This is a genomic window from Acidimicrobiales bacterium (assembly GCA_035533595.1).
Taxonomy (GTDB): domain Bacteria; phylum Actinomycetota; class Acidimicrobiia; order Acidimicrobiales; family Bog-793; genus DATLTN01.
In genome coordinates this window covers 67,487-87,264 of the sequence record DATLTN010000024.1, presented here as the reverse complement: position 1 = coordinate 87,264, position 19,778 = coordinate 67,487, and the positions used below count along the sequence as shown (strand labels likewise).

The window sequence follows — 19,778 nt, the reverse complement described above, 5'->3', positions numbered from 1 at the left end:
CGGACGAGGAGTGGACGTGGCAGAGCGCGAGCGACGGTTGGCGCGCCCAACCGGGAAGGTCTTCGCGGCGCGTTCCCTCGTGATGGGACCCGACGACGTGCGCCGCGCCCTCGTCCGCATCGCGCACGAGATCCTCGAGCGCAACCACGGTACCGAGGACCTCGTCGTCATCGGACTGCAGACCGGTGGTGTCCCCCTCGCGGAGAAGCTCGTCGCCCAGCTCTCCGAGATCGGCGAGACGACCGTCCCCCTCGGCACCCTCGACGTCGCCTTCTACCGCGACGACATCGGTCTGCGCCCGGTGCACGCCGAGGCGACCGACATCGGCGGCGACCTCACCGACAAGGTGGTGGTCCTCGTCGACGACGTGCTCTTCACCGGGCGCACGGTGCGCGCTGCCCTCGACGCGCTGCGCGACCACGGGCGGGCGCGGGCCACCCAGCTGGCGGTGATGGTCGACCGCGGGCACCGGGAGCTCCCGATCCGCCCGGACTACGTCGGGAAGAACCTCCCGACCCGCATGGACGAGGTCGTGGACGTCTCCGAGGCGGGCGTGGCGATCGGCGAGATGGTGGAGGGCGAGTGATGGGGTCGACCAACCTGCTCGAGATCGGCGACCTCGGACGCGAGGGGATCCTCCGCATCCTGCACGACGCCGAGGCCTTCACCGAGGTCTCCTCCCGCCCGATCCCGATGGTCCCGGCGCTGCGCGGCAAGACCGTCGCGACCCTGTTCTTCGAGGCCTCGACGCGCACCCGCCTGTCCTTTGAGACCGCGGCGCGGCGCCTCTCGGCCTCGACGATGAGCTTCAGCGCCCAGGGCTCGTCGCTGCAGAAGGGCGAGTCGCTGCGCGACACCGTCGAGACCCTCGACGCGATGGGCGTCGACGCGATGGTCGTCCGCCATTCCTCCTCGGGCGCCCCCGCCCTCGTCGCCAACTGGGTCGAGGCGGCGGTGGTGAACGCCGGCGACGGCCAGCACGAGCACCCCACGCAGGCCCTCCTCGACTGCTACACGATCCGCCACGCCCTCGGCCTCGCCAGTGACGCGGACCTCGCCGGGCTGCGGGTCGCGATCGTCGGCGACGCCCGCCACTCGCGCGTCTGCCGCTCGAACGTCGCGGCGATGACCGCCCTCGGCGCCAGGGTGGTGCTCGTCGCGCCGCGCACCCTGCTGCCCCCCTCGCTCGAGGGCTGGCCGGTCGAGGTGACGACGGACCTCGACGGTCTGCTCGGTGAGCTCGACGTCTGCTACCTGCTGCGGCTGCAGAGCGAGCGGATGGAGGGCGAGCTCCTGCCCTCCCTCGCCGAGTACCACGACCGCTTCGGCCTCACCGTCGAGCGGGCGGCGCGCCTCTCCGAGGGGGCGGTCGTGATGCACCCCGGCCCGATGAACCGCGGCATCGAGATCGACCCCGAGGTCGCCGACGCCCCGAACTCGCTCATCACCGCCCAGGTGCGCAACGGCGTCGCCGTGCGCATGGCGGTGCTCTTCTCGCTGCTCGCCGAGGTCCCCGGCGACCAGGCGATCGACGTCCCCGGGATCACGATCGAGGAAGGGGCACTGCGTGGCTGAGGCACCGGGACTCCCGGGCGGCGCGGCGGTCGCGCTGCGCGGCGGGCGGGTCGTCGACGAGCACGGGGAGCGGCGCGCCGACCTCCTCGTCGTCGACGGAGCGATCGCCGCGGTCGGGGAGCGCCTCGAGCTGCCGGGCGGCACCGTCGAGGTCGACTGCGGTGGCGCGGTCGTCGCACCCGGCCTCGTGGACCTGCACACCCACCTCCGCGAGCCGGGGGGCGAGCGTGCCGAGACGGTCGAGAGCGGGAGCCGGGCGGCGGCCCTCGGCGGCTACGCGGCGGTCGTCGCGATGCCGAACACCGAGCCGACGATCGACTGCGCGGCGATCGTGCGCGACGTGCGCGGCCTCGCCAAGGAGGCGCTCTGCCACGTCGCGGTCGCGGGGGCGATCACCGAGGGGCGCCGCGGCGAGCGCCTGGCGGCGATCGGCGAGATGGCCGCGCTCGGGGTGGTGCTCTTCACCGACGACGGGAGCGGCGTCCAGGACAACGGCCTCATGCGCCGCGCCCTCGAGTACGCGAGCGACCTCGGGGTCGTGCTCGCCGAGCACTGCGAGGACTCCTCGCTCGCGGCCGGGGGGCACATGCACGAGGGCGCCGTCTCGGCGCGCCTCGGGATCCCCGGTCAACCCGCGCTCGCCGAGGAGCAGATGCTCGCCCGCGACCTCGCCCTCGTGCGGGTGACGGGCGCGCCGATGCACTTCCTCCACCTCTCGACGGCCGGCTCGGTCGCGCTCGTCGCCGCCGCCAAGTCCGAGGGCCTCCCGGTCACGGCCGAGGCGACCCCGCACCACCTCACCCTCACCGACGAGCTGGTCTCGAGCTACGACGCCCGCTTCAAGGTCAACCCTCCGCTGCGCACCGCCCCCGACACCGAGGCGGTGCGGGCAGGGCTGCGCTCGGGGGTGATCGACGCGATCGCGACCGACCACGCCCCCCATCCCGCCGAGCGCAAGGAGGAGCCCTTCGACCTCGCGCCGCCGGGGATGACGGGCCTCGAGACGGCGCTCGCGGTCGCGCACAGCGTCCTCGTCGCCGAAGCGGGCGAGGAGGCGCTCACCCTCGCCGACCTCTTCGCCCTTCTCAGCTGGCAGCCGGCCGAGATCGCCCGCCTGCGCGACGCCGGCTTCGGCGGGCCGCTCACCCCCGGCAGCCCGGCGCACGTCGTCGTCTTCGACCCCGCACAGCGCTGGACGGTCGTCCCCGAGCAGAGCGCCTCGCGCAGCCGCAACACCCCCTTCGGCGGGCGCGAGCTCACCGGGCGCGTGCGCCACCAGCTCTTGGGGGGCGAGGTGGTCGTCCTCGCCGGGGCGGCGACCCGATGAGCCGCCTCGACCGCCCCGAGGGGCTGCTCGTCCTCGCCGACGGCACGACCTTCGAGGGGGAGGCGATCGGCGCGCTCGCCGACGGCGGCGCCAACGCCTTCTCCGGCGAGGTCGTCTTCAACACCTCGATGTCGGGCTACCAGGAGATCATCACCGACCCCTCCTACGCCGGGCAGGTGCTCTGCTTCACCTACCCGCACATCGGGAGCTACGGGGTGACGCACCTCGACACGGAGTCGCGCCGCCCCTTCTGCAGGGGCGTGATCGTCCGCGACCTCGTGGAGACCCCGAGCAGCTGGCGGAGCGAGGGGGGCCTCGAGCAGCTGCTCAGCGCGGCGGGCGTCGGCGGCCTCACCGGGGTCGACACCCGGCGCCTCACCCGCCACGTCCGCGAGGCGGGGTCGATGCCCGGCGCCTTCGGCATCCTCCCCGAGGCCGAGCTGCTCGCGCTCGCGCAGCGCGAGCCGGGGACGGCGGGGCGGGACCTCGTCGCCGAGGTCACCACCGAGCGCGCCTACCGCTCGGGCGGGGGGCGCTTCTCGGTCGTCGCCTACGACTACGGCATCAAGTCGACGATCCTGCAGCACCTCGGCGCGCTCGCGACCGTCGAAGTGGTGCCGGCGACGACGCCCGCGGCCGAGGTGCTCGCCCGCTGCCCCGACGGGGTCTTCCTCTCCAACGGCCCCGGCGACCCCGCCGCGCTCGGCCACCTCACGGACGAGCTCAAGAAGCTCCTCGGCGAGGTCCCCATCTTCGGGATCTGCCTCGGCCACCAGCTGCTCGCGTCGGCCCTCGGGGCCGAGACCTTCAAGCTCCCCTTCGGCCACCACGGCGCCAACCACCCGGTGCGGCGCCTCTCCAGCGGGCAGGTGGAGGTCACCTCCCAGAACCACGGCTACGCGGTGACCGAGGGCTCGATCGAGGGCGCGGAGGTCACGCACGTGAGCCTCAACGACGGGGTGATCGAGGGGATCGCCGTCCCCGGCGCAGAGGCCTTCTCGGTGCAGTACCACCCCGAGGCGGGCCCCGGGCCGCACGACGCGCACTACCTCTTCGAGAGCTTCGTCGCCCTCATGGAGCGGCACGACGCGAAGGCGGGGGCCCGCTGATGGGGCGGCGCGAGGACCTCTCCTCGATCCTCGTCGTCGGTTCCGGGCCGATCGTCATCGGCCAGGCGTGCGAGTTCGACTACTCCGGCACCCAGGCCTGCCGGGTGCTCGTCGAGGAGGGCTACCGGGTCATCCTCGCCAACTCCAACCCGGCGACGATCATGACCGACCCCGGCATCGCCGACCGCACCTACATCGAGCCGCTCGCGCACGACGTGCTCGCGCAGATCATCGAGCGGGAGCGCCCCGACGCCCTCCTCCCGACGATGGGCGGCCAGACGGCCCTCAACCTCGCGATGGCCCTCACCGAGTCGGGGGTGCTCGAGGCGCACGGCGTGCAGCTGATCGGGGCCAACGCTGAGGCGATCCGCACCGCCGAGGACCGCGACGCCTTCAAGCGGGCGATGACCGAGGTCGGCCTCGCCTCACCGGAGTCGGGCTTCGCCCACGACCTTGAGGAGGCGCTCGAGATCGGCGAGACGATCGGCTTCCCGATCATGGTGCGCCCGAGCTTCATCCTCGGCGGCGCGGGCACCGGGATCGCGAAGGACCGCGACGAGCTCGTCGGCCTCGCCGCCTTCGGCCTCGCCGCCTCGCCGATCCACGAGATCCTCGTCGAGCGTTCGATCGCCGGCTGGAAGGAGTACGAGCTCGAGCTGATGCGCGACCGCGTCGACAACTGCGTCGTCGTCTGCTCGATCGAGAACTTCGACCCGATGGGGGTGCACACCGGCGACTCGATCACCGTCGCCCCCGCGCAGACTCTCTCCGACGTCGAGTACCAGGAGATGCGCGACGACGCCTTCACCTGCATCCGCCGGGTCGGGGTCGAGACCGGCGGCTCCAACATCCAGTTCGCCGTCGACCCCCGCTCGGGGGACCGCCTCGTGATCGAGATGAACCCCCGCGTCAGCCGTTCCTCGGCGCTCGCCTCCAAGGCGACGGGCTTCCCGATCGCGAAGATCGCCGCCCGCCTCGCCGTCGGCTACACGCTCGACGAGATCCAGAACGACATCACCGGGGCGACGCCCGCGAGCTTCGAGCCGACGATCGACTACGTCGTCACCAAGGTCCCCCGCTGGGCCTTCGAGAAGCTGCCCGGCGCCCCTGACCGGCTGGGGACGCGGATGCAGTCCGTCGGCGAGGTGATGGCGATCGGCCGCACCTTCGCCGAGTCCTTCCAGAAGGCGCTGCGCGGCCTCGAGCAGGGGCGCTACGGGCTGAACGCCGACCCCGCGGAGGTCGTCTACGCCTCCCGCAGTGACGACGAGCTCGTCGCCCTCGCCTCGGTGGCCACGCCGGCTCGCCCCTTCGAGCTCGCCGCCGCGCTGCAGCGCGGGGTGAGCGTCGAGCGCCTCGCCGAGGCGACGGGCATCGACCGCTGGTTCCTCGACCGCATCGCCGAGATCACCGAGGCGCGCAACGCCCTGCAGGCGCGGGCGGGGCACGAGGGGGGGAGCGCACTGCTGGCGGCGCTCACCCGCGGCGAGCTCCGGCGGCTGAAGCGGCTCGGCTTCGCCGACGCGCAGCTCGGCTACCTCCTCGGCACCGAAGAGGAGGCGGTGCGCGAGCGGCGCGCGGCGCTCGGGGTGCACCCGACCTACAAGACGGTCGACACCTGCGGCGCCGAGTTCGCGGCCGCCACGCCGTACTACTACTCGACCTTCGAGGACGAGAGCGAGGTCGCCCCGAGCACGAAGGAGACGGTGATCATCCTCGGCTCGGGGCCGAACCGCATCGGCCAGGGCATCGAGTTCGACTACTGCTGCGTGCACGCCTCGATGGCGCTGCGCGAGGCGGGCTACGAGACGGTGATGGTCAACTGCAACCCCGAGACCGTCTCCACCGACTACGACACCTCGGACCGCCTCTACTTCGAGCCGATCACCGAGGAGGACGTGCGCGGCGTGATCGCCGCCGAGCGCGCCGCGGGGGGGAGCCTCGCCGGGGTGATCGTCGGCCTCGGGGGGCAGACCCCGCTGAAGCTCGCCGCCGCCCTCAGCGACCTCGTCCTCGGCACCGCCGCGGGGGCGATCGACCTCGCCGAGGACCGGGAGCGCTGGAACGTCCTCTGCGCCCAGCTGGAGATCCCCCAGCCGGCGGGGGGGACGGCACGCAGCCTCGACGAGGCGCTCGCGGTCACCGAGCGCATCGGCTACCCGGCCCTCGTCCGCCCGAGCTACGTCCTCGGCGGGCGGGCGATGGAGATCGTCTACGACGGGGACGACCTCGCGCAGGCGATGGCGAGCATCGCCGGCTTCGCCGAGGGCCAGACCGCGGGCTCGCTCGGGCGAGAGGGCGGCCTCGCCGCCACCCGCCCGGTGCTCGTCGACCGCTTCTTGGAGGACGCCACCGAGGTCGACGTCGACGCGGTGCGCGACCGCACCGGAAAGGTGCTGATCGGCGGGATCATGGAGCACGTCGAGGAGGCAGGCGTGCACTCCGGCGACTCGGCCTGCGCGATCCCGCCGCCGACGCTCTCGGTCGAGACGACGGCGGTCCTCGAGCAGTACACGGCGCGCATCGCCGAGGCGCTCTCGGTCGTCGGCCCGATCAACGTCCAGTACGCGGTGCAGCAGGGGCAGGTCTTCGTGATCGAGGCCAACCCGCGCGCGAGCCGCACCGTCCCCTTCGTCGCCAAGGCGACGGGGGTCCCGCTCGCGAAGATCGCGGCCCGCACGATGCTCGGCGCGACGCTCGCGGAGCTGCGCGCCGAGGGCCTCCTCCCCCCACCCGCGGCGCCCCGGCGGGTTGCGGTCAAAGAGGCGGTGCTGCCCTTCTCCCGCTTCCCCGAGGTGGACGCCCTGCTCGGTCCCGAGATGCGCTCCACCGGCGAGGTGATGGGGCTCGCCGCCACCTTCGGCCTCGCCTTCGCGAAGAGCCAGATCGCGGCGGGCAACCGCCTCCCCGAGGAGGGGGGGATCTTCTTCTCCCTCGCCGACCGCGACAAGCCGCAGGGGCTGGTGGCGGCGCGCGCCTTCGCCGAGCTCGGCTTCACCATCGCCGCCACGGAGGGCACCGCCAGCTACCTCGAGGCCAATGGGGTCGCGGTCGAGACGCGCGTCGCCAAGCTCTCCGAGGTGCGCGCCCCCGGCGCGCCGAGCGAGGACGGGTTGGTCGACGCCACGGCGCTCATCGCCTCGGGGCGCCTGCAGCTCGTCGTGAACACCCCCCGCGGCCGCGGCCCACGCGCCGACGGCGCGTACATCCGCCACGCCGCCGGCGCGGCCGACATCCCGATCCTCACCACCGCGGCGGCGGCGCGCGCCGCCGCCGCGGGGATCGCCGACTGGAAGCGGCACGGCCTCTCGGTGCTCAGCCTGCAGGAGCACCACGCCGAGCTCCGCCCGGCAGTCGGGGAGCAGGTGGGCCAAGGGTGAGGGCGACCAAGGTCGGCTCGCTGCTGTTGAAGAACGCGGTGATGACCGCCGCCGGCACCGCCGGCCACGGCGCCGAGCTCGGCGACTACCTCGACCTCTCGGCCCTCGGCGCGCACGTGGTGAAGTCCCTCGCCCCCTATCCCTGGGACGGCAACCCCTCCCCCCGCGTCGCGCCGGTGCCGGGGGGGATGCTGAACAGCGTCGGGCTGCAGGGCCCGGGGGTCGCCGCCTGGCTGGAGGAGGAGCTGCCCTCCCTCGAGGCGAGCGGCGCGGCGGTCGTCGCGAGCATCTGGGGGCGACGCGTCGAGGACTACGCCGAGGCCGCCGGGGCCCTCGCCGCGGCGCCGGCCTGCGTGGTCGCGGTCGAGGTCAACGTCTCCTGCCCGAACGTCGAGGACCGGCTGAGGATGTTCGCCCACTCGCCCTCGGCGACGGCGGAGGTGGTGGCCGCCACCGCGGGCTGTCGCCGTCCCCGCTGGGCGAAGCTCTCCCCGAACGTCACCGACATCACCGAGATCGCCGCCGCCGCCCTCTCCGCCGGGGCGGAGGCGGTGACGCTCACCAACACCCTGATCGGCCTCGACCTCGACCTCGAGCGCCGCCGCCCCGTGCTCGGGGCGGGCGGGGGCGGCCTCTCCGGGCCGCCACTCCGCCCGGTCGCGCTGCGCGCCGTCTATGACACGCGCGCCGCCCTCCCGGAGGCGGCGATCATCGGGGTGGGGGGCGTCTCGAGCGGCGCCGACGCGCTGAAGTTCCTGCTCGCCGGGGCGAACGCGGTGCAGGTGGGCACCGCGACCCTCGCCGAGCCGCGCGCCGCAGCGCGGGTCCTCGCCGAGCTCGAGGGGCTCCTCGACCGCGCTGGGGTGGAGAGCATCGACGAGCTGATCGGAGCGGCCCATGGCGACTGAACCCACGGCCGCGAAGCCACCGCCGCCGGCCTTCCCGCACCGCGAGCGCCTCGCCCTCGCCCTCGACGTCGAGTCCCTCGAGCGCGCCGTCGAGCTCGCCGCCGCGCTCGCCCCCTACCTCGGCGTCGCGAAGGTCGGCCTCGAGCTCTACAGCGCGGCCGGCCCCGCCGCCGTCGAGGCTTTGCGCGAGCTCGGCCTCTCGGTCTTTGTCGACCTGAAGCTGCACGACATCCCGACGACCGTCGAGCGCGCCGCCGCGGTCCTCGGTTCCCTCGGCGTCGCCTACGCCACCGTCCACACCGCCGGGGGGGCGCCGATGTGCGCGGCGGCCGCGGCCGGCCTCGCGGCGGGTGCCGCGCGCGCCGGCCTGCCGGCGCCGGTCGGCCTCGGCGTCACCGTCCTCACGAGCGAGGCCGCCGCCTCCCCCGAGCTGCTCACGGCGCGCGCCGCCCTCGCCGCCGCGGCCGGCCTGCGCGGCCTCGTCTGCGGCGCGCCCGACCTCCCCGCCGTGCGCGCCGCGGCGCCCGGCCTCCTCACCGTCGTCCCCGGCACCCGCCCGCCCGGCGCCGCCCTCGACGACCAGGCCCGCACCGCCACCCCCGCCGAGGCGCTCGCGGCCGGCGCCGACCTCCTCGTCATCGGGCGGGCGGTCACGCACGCGCCGGACCCGGTGGCGGCCGCGTTGACGCTCCATGAACATCTCGCGACCGCCGCGACATGGTGAGGCACCCCCGACCCCACTAGCTGGGGCGTTGCAGCGATGCCCAGCTTGCTCGCAGATACAATCCCCACCCAGCAGTGCACGCCTGGGGGTTCCGTGACCCAACCGACCGGCCGCAGCGGCAGGGTGGGGGTCCGGTTGCGGGGGCCCTGAAACGTCCGCGCGAACGTCGCGGACCTATGTCAAGGAGGAGCAATGGTGGGTGCCAAGAGGCGCCGCACGCTCATCTCATCCGGGGTGACGATCCTCGCGACCGGTTGTGTCGCGTTGATGCTCACCGCGTGTGGAGCGGGGGCGGCGCAGAAGCCGGCAGCGAGCTCGGGGGGCGTCGTCAACTGGGCCGAACAGCCCCAGGGGACGCCGAACTTCATCTTCCCGTTCATGCCGATCAACTACTTCAGCGTCGCGAACATCAGCCAGTTCCAGTACATGATGTTCCGCCCGCTCTACTTCTTCGGCACCGGCTCGCAGCCGACGCTCAACTCCTCGCTGTCGCTCGCGAGCGCGCCGAAGTACTCCAACGGGAACAAGACGGTCACCATCAACATGAAGACCAACTACAAATGGTCCAACGGTGAGGCCGTCGACGCGCAGGACGCGCTGTTCTTCTTCAACATGCTGAAGACGGACAAGTCGCACTGGGCGGCGTACGCGCCGGGGACCATCCCCGACGACATCGCCTCGATCACGACGCCGTCGAAGTACAAGCTGGTGGTCAACCTCACCGGCTCGGTGAACCCCTACTGGTTCACCTACAACGAGCTGAGCCAGATCACGCCGATGCCGCTCGCCTGGGACGTCACCTCGACGAGCGCCAAGGCCGGCTCCGCGGCCTGCGCCACCTCGACGTACGCGGCGCTCGTCGTCGACGCCAAGGGCGCGCCGACCAACGCCGCCGCGAAGGCCTGTGACGCGGTCTACACCTTCCTGTCGAGCCAGTCCGGCTACGACCCGGCCAACCCGAGCGCGGCGAACAACTCGCTCGCCACCTACGCGACGAACCCGCTCTGGCAGGTCGTCGACGGCCCGTGGCACCTCACCGCGTTCAGCTCGACCGGTGCCGCCTCGTTCAAGCCCAACGCGAAGTACGACGGGCCGATCAAGGCGAAGATCAGCCAGTTCAACGAGCTGCCCTTCACCTCCACGTCGTCTGAGTACTCCGCCCTGCTCGGCGGCAAGCTGCAGTACGGCTACCTGCCCCCCGAGGACGTGACCAAGGCGACGAAGAACCCGACCAAGCCGGCGGGCAACCCGCCCTCGCTGAAGGGTTTCCAGATGAACCCCGTCTACGTCTGGGGCATCAACTACTTCCCCTACAACTTCAACTCCTCCGGTGACGGCGGGCAGGCGGGCAAGATCTTCAGCCAGCTCTACTTCCGCCAGGCCTTCCAGATGCTGGTCGACCAGCCGCTGTTCATCGACAAGTTCTTCAAGGGCTACGCCGTGCCGACCTACGGCCCGGTGCCGGTCCTCCCGAAGAACCCCTTCGCCTCGAGCTACGAGAAGAGCAACCCCTACCCCTTCTCCTCGAGCAAGGCGGTGAAGCTGCTGAAGGACCACGGCTGGAAGGTCGTCCCCGGCGGCGTCTCGACCTGCAGCGTCGCCGCGAAGTGCGGCGTCCCGGTCGGAACCAAGCTCTCCTTCACCGAGCAGTACGTGAACCAGGGCCCGATCGCGCAGGAGGAGGCGAACGCCGAGGTCTCCTCGTGGGAGTCGGCCGGCATCAAGGTGAGCCTCAGCACCGGCACCTTCAACACCGTGATCGGCAACGCGATCCCCTGCAAGGCGGGGGCCGCCTCGTGCACCTGGGAGCTCGAGAACTGGGAGGGTGGCTGGCTCTACGCGCCGGACTACTACCCGACCGGTGAGGAGATCTTCCAGACCGGCGCCGGCTCGAACGTCGGGAACTACGACGTGCCGGCGAACGACGCGCTGATCAAGGCGACGGACTTCACCTCGGCCAACCTCACCAACTGGGAGAACTACATCACCAAGAACCTCCCCTTCGTGTGGCAGCCGAACCAGGCCTACGACCTCTACGAGATCTCGAGCAAGGTCCACAACGCCACGCCGATCAATCCGCTGCTCAACCTCACGCCGGAGACCTGGACGCTCTCCAGCTGATCAGCAGCTGACCGAGGGCGCTCCGGCGCCCACGCCGCTCGTCCCCCACCCCCGACGCCCCGCGCCGGGGGTGGGGGACCCGGCGTTGTGGGGTTGCGCGGGGAGCGCCCCGTCGAGAAGAGGTCCGTCACGCTCGCCTACATCATCAGAAGGACCCTGCAGGCGCTCGTCGTGCTGCTTGGCGTGAGCCTGCTGACCTTCGTCCTCTCGCACGTGATCCCCGGGGGGGCGGCGCGCGCCGCCCTCGGTCCGCGCGCCCTTCCGCCCCAGATCGCCCAGTTCAACCGGGTGAACGGCTACAACCTGCCGATCTGGGACCAGTTCTACCGCTACCTGCGCGGCCTCGTCCTGCACGTCAACCTCGGCTACTCGTACCGCAACAACCAGCCCGTGCGCGCGCTCATCGGCTCCCGCCTCCCGAAGACCCTCCTCCTCGTCGGGATCTCGACGGTCTTCGCCCTCGTCGTCGCGATCCCGCTCGGGATCCTGCAGGTCGTGCGGCGCAACAAGCCGGTCGACTACCTGCTCACGAGCATCTCGTTCCTGCTCTACGCGATGCCCGCCTTCCTCATCGGCACGCTGCTGATCATCTACTTCGCGATCGACCTCCCCTGGCTCTCGGTGGAGGCGCCGCAGGCGAGCACGGTGGCGGGGATCCTCGCCGACCCGCGCGGCCTCGTGCTCCCGGTGCTCACGCTCTCCGCGATCACCATCGCCTCGTTCAGCCGCTACATGCGCTCCTCGATGATGGACGCGCTCACCGAGGACTACATCCGCACCGCCCGCGCCAAGGGGGCGAGCCCGCGGCGGGTGCTCTTCCTCCACGCGCTGCGCAACGCGATGATCCCGATCATCACCCTCCTCGGCCTCTCGATCCCGACGATCTTCGGCGGCGCGGTGATCACCGAGACGGTCTACAACTATCCCGGCATGGGCCTCCTCGCCTTCAACGCTGCGACCCAGACCGACGTGCCGCTGCTTTTGGGCACGACCTTCGTCGCCACCGTCGCGACCGTCGTCGGCAGCTTCGTCGCCGACCTCCTCTACGCGGTGGTCGACCCGCGGGTGCGCTATGTCGCGCGCTGATGACGGGGAGGGGGGGCGATGAGCCTTCCCGGCGGCCTCGGCGAGACGCCGCTCGCGCCCGTCGGCGAGGAAGGCCCCGACGCCCTCCCCGAGGGGGGCGAGGGGCGCTCGAGCGGCGGTCTCACCCGCCAGATCGCCCGCGTCTTCATCGAGAACAAGCTCGCCGTCATCGGCGCGGTGATCATCGTCTCGATGGTGCTCTTCTGCTTCCTCGGGCCGGTCTTCTACCACACCAACCAGACCAACTCCCAGGAAATCCTGCTGAACTCGACGCAGAACTCGCCACCGTCGGCGACCAACCCGCTCGGCACCGACTCGGCGGGCTTCGACATCCTCGGCCGCATCATGTTCGGCGGGCAGACCTCGCTCATCGTCGGCTTCGCGGCAGCCGCGATCGCGGTCGTCGTCGGCGTCCTTTGGGGCGCGATCTCCGGCTACTTCGGCGGCTGGGTCGACTCGCTGATGATGCGCATCGTCGACGTCCTGCTCTCGATCCCGCTGATCTTCCTCTTGATCGTGCTGGCGGTGATCTTCACGCCCTCGGTGGAGCTGCTCATCCTCGTGATCGGGATGACCTCCTGGCTGCAACCGGCGCGCCTCGTGCGCGGCGAGACCCTCGTGCTCCGCACCCGTGAGTACGTGCAGGCGGTGCGGGTGATGGGCGGCAACGGCCGGCGCATCGTGCTGCGCCACATCATCCCGAACGCGATCGGCACGATCGTCGTGAACGCCACCTTCCAGGTCGCCGACGCGATCCTCCTCCTCGGCGCGCTCGGCTTCCTCGGCCTCGGCGTCCCCGCGCCGCAGACCGACTGGGGCTCGATGCTCTCCAACGCGGTGAGCTTCGCGACCCTCGGCTACTGGTGGGAGATCTACCCGACGGCGATCGCCTTCGTCCTCGTGGTGATCGCCTTCAACTTCGTCGGCGACGCCCTCCGCGACGCCCTCGAGGTCCGCCTGCAGCGTCGCTGAGCCGCGCCGCCGGCGGGGCGCCCGCCCTATTGGTTGCGCGCCGGCCCTCAGACGCGCTGCGGTGCGAGGAGGGCGGCCTCCTCGGTGAGCGGCGTCTCGAGGGGGAAGTGGCAGGCCGCGACGTGCCCCACCCCGAAGGGGCGCAGCGGCGGCTCCTCCTCGGCGCAGAGCGCCTGCGCGAAGGGGCAGCGTGTTCGGAAGCGGCAGCCCGAGGGGGGGTCGATCGCGGAGGGCAGCTCGCCGCGGATCGTCTGGCCGCGCTTCACCTCGGCGAGCTCGGGCGAGGGGACCGGGATCGCGTCGATCAGCCCCTTGGTGTAGGGGTGGGCGGGCCGCGCGTAGAGCTCCTCCGCGGGGGCGAGCTCGACGAGCTTGCCGAGGTACATCACGCCGATCGTGTCGGCGACGTACTTCACCACCGCGAGGTCGTGCGAGATCACGATGTAGGTGAGGCCGTGGCGGTCCTGCAAAGAGCGCATGAGGTTGAGGATCTGCGCCTGGATCGAGACATCGAGGGCGGAGACCGGCTCGTCGGCGACGATCAGCTTCGGCTGCAGCGCGAGGGCGCGGGCGAGGCCGATCCGCTGGCGCTGGCCGCCGGAGAACTCGTGCGGATAGAGCTCGATCGCGCGCCGCGAGAGGCCGACCTCGGTGAGCAGCTCGGCGACGCGGGCGTCGCGGCTCGCGTGGTCGCCGATCCCCTGCACCGCGAGGGGCTCGCGCAGGATCGTGCCGACGCGCATCCGCGGGTCGAGCGAGGCGTAGGGGTCCTGGAACATGAGCTGCAGGTCCCTGCGCTTGTCGCGCATCGCGCCGCCGCGCAGGTGGGCGAGGTCCTCGCCCTGGAAGTGGATCGCGCCCGCCGTCGGGCGCTCGAGCGCGACCACGAGGCGGCCGATCGTCGTCTTGCCGCAGCCCGACTCGCCGACAAGGCCGAAGGTCTCCCCCTCGCGGACCTGGAAGCTCACCTGCGAGACGGCCTTCACCGTGCCGACGGCGCGCTGGATGATCGCCCCCGCGCTCACCCGGTACTCCTTCACGAGGCCGTCCACCTCGAGGAGCGGGGGCTTGCCGGCGAAGAGCTCGGCGCGCTGCTCGGAGGAGCGGGTGTCGAGCGGGGTGGCGACGTTGCCCTCGGCGGCGCGGGTGCGCTCCGAATGGCCGACGGGGTGGAAGCAGGCGAAGGCGTGGTCGATGGAGACCCCGAGGCCGCCGGGGCTGGTGAGGGGCGGCTCCTCGGCGCGGCACTGCTCGGTGACGTAGCGGCAGCGGTCGGCGAAGCGGCAGCCCTTCGGCGGGTTGGAGAGGTCCGGCGGCAGGCCGGGGATCGAGTACAGCGGACGGGTGCGGTCCTGGTCGAGGCGGGGGATCGAGTCGAGGAGCGCCTCGGAGTAGGGGTGGCGCATCGCGGAGAAGAGCTCGCGGGTCGCGCTCTTCTCGACGATCTTGCCGGCGTACATCACCATCACCCGGCTGGCGCGCGCCGCGATCGCCCCCATGTCGTGGGTGATCAGCACGACCGCCATGTGCAGCTGCTCGCGCAGGTCGTCGATGAGGTCGAGGATCTGCGCCTGGATCGTGACGTCGAGGGCGGTCGTCGGCTCGTCGGCGATCAGCAGCTTCGGTTCGCAGGCGAGCGCGATGGCGATCATCACCCGCTGGCGCAGCCCGCCGGAGAGCTCGTGCGGGTAGCGGGCGAGGCGCTCCTCGGGGTGGGGCATGCCGACGAGGCGCAGGACCTCGAGGGCGCGCTCCATCGCCTCGGCCTTGGAGACCTTGCGGTGCAGCCGCACGGGCTCGGCGATCTGCCGCCCGATCGTCCAGGTCGGGTTCAGCGAGGTCATCGGGTCCTGGAAGATCATCGCCAGGTCGTTGCCGCGGACGTCCTGCATCTCCTTCTCCGAGAGGGGGAGGAGCTCCCGGCCGTCGAGGCGCACCGAGCCGGCGGTGACGTGGCCGACGGTTGGGAGGAGCTTCATGATCGACAGGCCCGTCGTCGACTTGCCGCAGCCCGACTCGCCGACCAGGCCGACGCACTCGCCGGGGGCGACGCTGAAGCTCGCGCCGTCGACCGCGCCGACGGTCTGGTGGCGGAGGTGGAACTCGGTGCGGAGCCCTTCCACCTCGAGGATGGGGCGTCGTGTGTCGGCCGCTGTCAACGGTCCGCCTCCGTGGCGCTCAACGCCCCTCCCTGCTCAATCGTGGTGCGGGAGGCACCGAGGCGCTATGGTACCGGTCCATGCCTCAACCTCCTACCCTCACACCGGAGCAGCGGACCGCCGCGCTGGCGAAGGCTGCTCAGGCGAGAAAAGCGCGCGCCGAGCTGAAGGATCACCTGAAGACGGGGCGCACCACGCTGAAGGATCTCCTCGGCAAAGCCGACAAGGACGAGATCGTCGGGAAGATGAAGGTCCTGGCGGTGCTCGAGTCGCTCCCCGGTACGGGCAAAGTGAAGGCCCGTCGCCTCATGGAGCAGGTCGGCATCTCGGAGACCCGCCGCCTGCAGGGACTCGGCGCGAAGCAGCGCGACTCCCTGCTCGAGGCCATCGAGCGGCCCTGAACCTTGTCGTCTGCGGCCCCGGTGGGGTCGGCAAGGGCACGGTCATCAGGCAACTCATCGAGCGTGACCCGCGCTTGTGGTTGTCGCGCTCCTGGACGACCCGGGCACCCCGCCCGGGGGAGAGTCCGGACGCCTACACCTATGTCGACAAGGCGGCCTTCCGGGCACGCGTCGCGGCCGGCGGCTTCCTCGAGTGGGCGACGGTCCTTGACGAGTACTACGGGACCCCCCTCCCCGATCCCCCTCCCGGGCGCGACGTCGTCCTCGAGATCGAGGTGCAGGGGGCCAAGCAGGTCCTCGAGCGCTGCGAACAGGTCGTCTGCATCCTGCTCGTCGCCCCCTCGCGGGCCGAGCAGGAGGCGCGGCTGCGCGAGCGCGGCGACGACGAGGCGCACGTGCAAAAGCGTCTCGTGCTCGGTGACGAGGAGATCGCCGCCGCCTCGCCGATCGCCGACGCGGTCGTGGTGAACGACGACCTCGGGCGGGCCGTCGCCGAGATCGAGGCTATAATTGCTGCTTCACGCAGGTGCTTCGCGCCCTGACCCCACCCGGGCAGGTGAAACGCCCGGCGCGGCCGCCAGCCGACGCGTGAGGATGCAGACCGACGAAGGAGCCTGATGGCCGAGCCCCGCAGCACGATGATCGACCCGCCGATCGAGGACCTCCTCGACAAGGTCGACTCGAAGTTCACCCTCGTCACCCTGTCCTCCAAGCGCGCCCGGCAGATCAACTCCTACTTCAACCAGCTCGGCGAGGGCCTCGGCGCGATCGTCCCGCCGCAGGTCACCTCGGTCGCCCGCAAGCCGCTCTCGATCGCCTTCGAGGAGATCGCGGCGAGCAAGGTGCGCGCCGGCGACCCGGTCCCCGAGGCCGAGGAGCTCTCCGAAGAGGACGCCGCCGCGCTCGCCGCCCTCGCAGAGGACGCGGGCGAGACCGAGTAGCAGACGGCGCGGGGTCGACCGTGGGCGCGACCGACGACGACCTCGCCTGTTTCCGGGGGCGCTTCGTCGTCCTCGGCGTCACCGGCGGCATCGCCGCCTACAAGGCAGTCGAGCTCTGCCGCCGCCTCGTCGATGCTGGCGCGCACGTCGCCCCGGTGCTCACTAAGGCCGCGACGCGCTTCATCGGTACGGCGACCTTCGACGCCCTCGCCTCCGAGCCGGCGAGCACCGCGCTCCTCGGCGGTGCGGAGCCGATCCCGCACACCCGCCTCGGCCAGTCGGCCGACCTCGTCCTCGTCGCGCCGGCGACGGCCCGCCTGATCGGCGCCTACGCGGCGGGGATCTCCTCGGACCTGCTCGGCGCGACGCTGCTCGCGACGACGGCCCCGGTCGTCGTCGCGCCGGCGATGCACACCGAGATGTGGCGCCACCCTGCCGTCCAGGAGAACCTCGCGACGCTGCGCCGGCGGGGGGTGTCGGTGGTCGAGCCGGAGCAGGGCCGCCTCGCCGGCGGTGACGTCGGCGAGGGACGCCTCGCGCCGCCCGAGGTCATCCTCGCCTCCGCCGCGGCGGCGCTCGGCGGCGGCCCGTTCCACGGCCTGAAGGTCGTCGTCAGCGCCGGCGGGACCCGCGAGGCGATCGACCCCGTGCGCTACCTCTCCAACCGCTCCTCGGGCAAGCAGGGCTACGCCCTCGCCGAGGCGGCGCGCCGCGGGGGCGCGGCCGTCGTGCTCGTCACCACCGTCGAGCGGGCCGCCCCGCCCGGGGTGGAGGTCGTCGCCGTCGAGAGCGCGGAGGAGCTGCGCGCCGCGATGCTCGCCGCCGCGGCCGACGCGGACATCGTCGTGATGGCGGCCGCCGTCGCCGACTTCCGCCCGAAGGCGCCGGCGGAGACGAAGCTGAAGCGCGCCGACGGCCTCCCCGAGCTCGTCCTCGAGCCGACTCCCGACGTCCTCTCCGAGCTCGTCGAGCGGCGGCCCGTCGGCCAGGTCGTCGTCGGCTTCGCCGCGGAGACCGACGACCCGCTCGGCAACGGCGCCCGCAAGCTCGCCGCGAAGGGCGTCGACCTGCTGGTGGTGAACGACGTCTCGCGTCGCGACGCCGGCTTCGCGGCCGACGACAACGAGGTCACGATCCTCTCCGCGGAGGGCGCCCGCGCCGTCCCCCTCGCGCCCAAGCTCGCGGTCGCCGAGGCGGTGCTTGCCGCCGCGCTCGAGCGCCGCACCCGCCTCGCCGGGCGGGGATGAGCGGCCCCACCGCCCCCTCGCCCGACGCGTCCGCAACCGGCGGCCCCGACGAGGGCCCCGCCGTCTCGGTGCTGCCCGACGTGAGCGGCATCGACCGCACCTTCGACTACACCGTCCCGGGGCCGACCCCCGCCGCCGGCACCCTGGTGCGCGTCCCGCTCGGCGGCCGCCGCGTGCGGGGCTGGGTGGTCGAGGCCCTCGGCCGCCGCCCGACCGAGGGGCTGCGCCCGCTCGAGCGCGTGCTCTCGATCGGCCCGGCGCCCGAGCTCGTCGGCCTCGCCCGTTACGGCGCCTGGCGCTACGCGGGCCGCCTCCGCCCCTTCCTCCTCGCCGGCAGCCCACTCCGCCAGGTCGCCGCCGCGGCGCCCCCGCCGCCCCCCGCCGCGGCGCTCCGGCGCGGGCCGATCGGCGACGCGCTGCGCGAGCTCGTCGAGAGCGCCCTCGAGCGCCCGAGCGCGGTGCTCCGCCTCCCGCCCTCGGGCTCGCGCCTCGCCGTGGTCGAGGAGGTGATCGCGCGCGTCGGCCCGGAGGTCCTCGTGCTCTGCCCGTCGCTCGCCGACGTCGCGGTGCTGCGCGGGCACCTCGAGCGCGCCGGCCACCGGGTCGCCGCGCACCCCGAGGACTTCGCCCTCGCGGCCGGCGGCGGGCGCGTCGTGCTCGGCAGCCGCGCCGCGGTCTTCGCCCCCGCGCCGCGCCTCGCGGCGATCGTCGTCCTCGACGCCCACGCCGAGGCCTACCGCGAGGAGCGCGCCCCGACCTGGGACGCGACGGTGCTCGCCGTGGAGCGGGCGCGGCGCGCAGAGGTCCCCTGCCTGCTCGTCACGCCGGCGCCGACGGCCACCCTCCTCTCCGGCTCGCCGCCGCTCACCCTCCCGCCGCACGAGGAGCGGGCCGAGTGGCCGCGCGTCGAGGTCGTCGACCGCCGCGGCGACGACCCGCGCGCCGGACTGTTCTCAGGAGCGCTCTCGGGAACCGTCCGCCGCGCGCTCGAGACCGACCCCGGGCGCCCCGTCGTCGCGGTGCTGAACCGCACCGGCCGGGCGCGGCTGCTCTCCTGTGCCACCTGCGGCGAGCTCGCCAGGTGCGAGCACTGCGGCGCCGCGCTCGCGCAGCGCCGCCTGCCCGACCCCGGCACCGCCGCCGAGCTCTCCTGCCCGCGCTGCGGCGCGAGCCGCCCCGTCGTCTGCGCCGAGTGCGGCGCCCGCCGCATGCGGCTGCTGCGCGTCGGCGCGGCGCGCGCCGCCGAGGAGCTCGCGGCGCTCGTGCGCCTTCCCGTCGGCGAGGTCTCCGGGCCGAGGTCCCCCCTCCCCGAGGCCCCGGTGCTGGTCGGCACCGAGGCGGTGCTGCACCGCGTGCGCCGCGCCGCCCTCGTCGTCTTCCTCGACTTCGACCAGGAGCTGCTTGCGGCGCGCTACCGCGCCGCCGAGCAGGCGATGGCGCTCCTCGTCCTCGCCGGGCGGCTCGTCGGCCCGAGGAGCGCGACGGGGGCGCCGGGGCGGAGAGTCGTCGTGCAGACCCGTCTCCCCGAGGACGAGGTGCTCGCCGCCGCGGTGAACGGCACGCCGGGGGCCCTCGCCGAGGCCGAGCTCGCCCGCCGCCGCCAGCTCGCCCTCCCCCCTTTCGGCGCCCTGGCTCTGCTCTCCGGCGAGCGGGCGCCGGCCCTCGCGGCCGAGCTCGTCGCGGCGGGCCTCGAGGTCTCCGAGCGCGAGCCGGCGACGCTGCTCGTGCGCGGCCCGGACCCCGCGCACCTCGCCGACGCGCTGCGCGCCGTCGTCCCCCTCGAGGCCGGGCTGCGCGTCGAGGTCGACCCGATCTCGGTGTAGCGAGC

General features: G+C 73.1%; 16 protein-coding genes. 15 read left to right on the top strand and 1 reads right to left on the bottom strand.

Annotated elements, in window-relative coordinates; genetic code table 11:
* Positions 1-16: 16 nt before the first annotated feature.
* The 10 genes from pyrR to VNF07_04200 all read left to right on the top strand — a co-directional run bounded on the left by pyrR (position 17) and on the right by VNF07_04200 (position 13,202).
* A complete protein-coding gene (pyrR, locus tag VNF07_04245) occupies positions 17-586 on the top strand; it encodes a bifunctional pyr operon transcriptional regulator/uracil phosphoribosyltransferase PyrR (GenBank protein HVB05443.1) in 570 nt (189 codons plus the stop codon).
* Positions 586-1,575, top strand: coding sequence for an aspartate carbamoyltransferase catalytic subunit (locus VNF07_04240; protein HVB05442.1), 990 nt, complete (start codon positions 586-588; stop codon positions 1,573-1,575). The genes pyrR and VNF07_04240 overlap by 1 nt, the downstream gene beginning before the upstream one ends.
* Entirely contained in the window at positions 1,568-2,902 is a 1,335-nt protein-coding gene (locus VNF07_04235) for a dihydroorotase (protein ID HVB05441.1), read from the top strand. The genes VNF07_04240 and VNF07_04235 overlap by 8 nt, the downstream gene beginning before the upstream one ends.
* Positions 2,899-4,011, top strand: coding sequence for a glutamine-hydrolyzing carbamoyl-phosphate synthase small subunit (gene carA / locus VNF07_04230; protein ID HVB05440.1), 1,113 nt, complete (start codon positions 2,899-2,901; stop codon positions 4,009-4,011). The genes VNF07_04235 and carA overlap by 4 nt, the downstream gene beginning before the upstream one ends.
* Positions 4,011-7,391, top strand: a complete 3,381-nt coding sequence (carB, locus tag VNF07_04225) for a carbamoyl-phosphate synthase large subunit (protein ID HVB05439.1) — start codon at positions 4,011-4,013, stop codon at positions 7,389-7,391. Before carA ends, carB begins: the two co-directional genes overlap by 1 nt.
* Positions 7,388-8,299 (top strand): dihydroorotate dehydrogenase, encoded by a 912-nt coding sequence (locus VNF07_04220; GenBank protein HVB05438.1) that lies wholly within the window; start codon positions 7,388-7,390, stop codon positions 8,297-8,299. Before carB ends, VNF07_04220 begins: the two co-directional genes overlap by 4 nt.
* A complete protein-coding gene (gene pyrF, locus VNF07_04215; GenBank protein HVB05437.1) occupies positions 8,289-9,023 on the top strand; it encodes an orotidine-5'-phosphate decarboxylase in 735 nt (244 codons plus the stop codon). Before VNF07_04220 ends, pyrF begins: the two co-directional genes overlap by 11 nt.
* Positions 9,024-9,215: 192 nt before the next feature.
* Entirely contained in the window at positions 9,216-11,144 is a 1,929-nt protein-coding gene (locus tag VNF07_04210) for an ABC transporter substrate-binding protein (GenBank protein HVB05436.1), read from the top strand.
* A 93-nt stretch (positions 11,145-11,237) separates the two neighbouring features.
* Positions 11,238-12,230 (top strand): ABC transporter permease, encoded by a 993-nt coding sequence (locus VNF07_04205; protein ID HVB05435.1) that lies wholly within the window; start codon positions 11,238-11,240, stop codon positions 12,228-12,230.
* An 18-nt stretch (positions 12,231-12,248) separates the two neighbouring features.
* Positions 12,249-13,202 (top strand): ABC transporter permease, encoded by a 954-nt coding sequence (locus VNF07_04200; GenBank protein ID HVB05434.1) that lies wholly within the window; start codon positions 12,249-12,251, stop codon positions 13,200-13,202.
* Between the two features lie 47 nt (positions 13,203-13,249).
* Here the strand turns inward: VNF07_04200 and VNF07_04195 are convergent, their stop codons facing one another.
* Positions 13,250-15,361, bottom strand: a complete 2,112-nt coding sequence (locus tag VNF07_04195) for an ABC transporter ATP-binding protein (GenBank protein ID HVB05433.1) — start codon at positions 15,359-15,361, stop codon at positions 13,250-13,252.
* A gap of 80 nt (positions 15,362-15,441) precedes the next feature.
* Between VNF07_04195 and mihF the strand changes: the two genes are divergently transcribed.
* From mihF to VNF07_04170, 5 genes are all read left to right on the top strand, one after another.
* Positions 15,442-15,762 carry an integration host factor, actinobacterial type gene (gene mihF / locus VNF07_04190; protein ID HVB05432.1) on the top strand — a complete coding sequence of 107 codons (321 nt, stop codon included), beginning with the start codon at positions 15,442-15,444 and terminating at the stop codon, positions 15,760-15,762.
* A complete protein-coding gene (locus VNF07_04185) occupies positions 15,759-16,304 on the top strand; it encodes a guanylate kinase (GenBank protein HVB05431.1) in 546 nt (181 codons plus the stop codon). The genes mihF and VNF07_04185 overlap by 4 nt, the downstream gene beginning before the upstream one ends.
* Positions 16,305-16,379: 75 nt before the next feature.
* Positions 16,380-16,703, top strand: coding sequence for a DNA-directed RNA polymerase subunit omega (gene rpoZ, locus VNF07_04180; protein ID HVB05430.1), 324 nt, complete (start codon positions 16,380-16,382; stop codon positions 16,701-16,703).
* Between the two features lie 20 nt (positions 16,704-16,723).
* Entirely contained in the window at positions 16,724-17,950 is a 1,227-nt protein-coding gene (gene coaBC, locus VNF07_04175) for a bifunctional phosphopantothenoylcysteine decarboxylase/phosphopantothenate--cysteine ligase CoaBC (protein ID HVB05429.1), read from the top strand.
* On the top strand, positions 17,947-19,773 hold the full coding sequence (locus VNF07_04170) for a hypothetical protein (GenBank protein HVB05428.1): 1,827 nt from the start codon (positions 17,947-17,949) through the stop codon (positions 19,771-19,773). The genes coaBC and VNF07_04170 overlap by 4 nt, the downstream gene beginning before the upstream one ends.
* Positions 19,774-19,778: the final 5 nt, after the last annotated feature.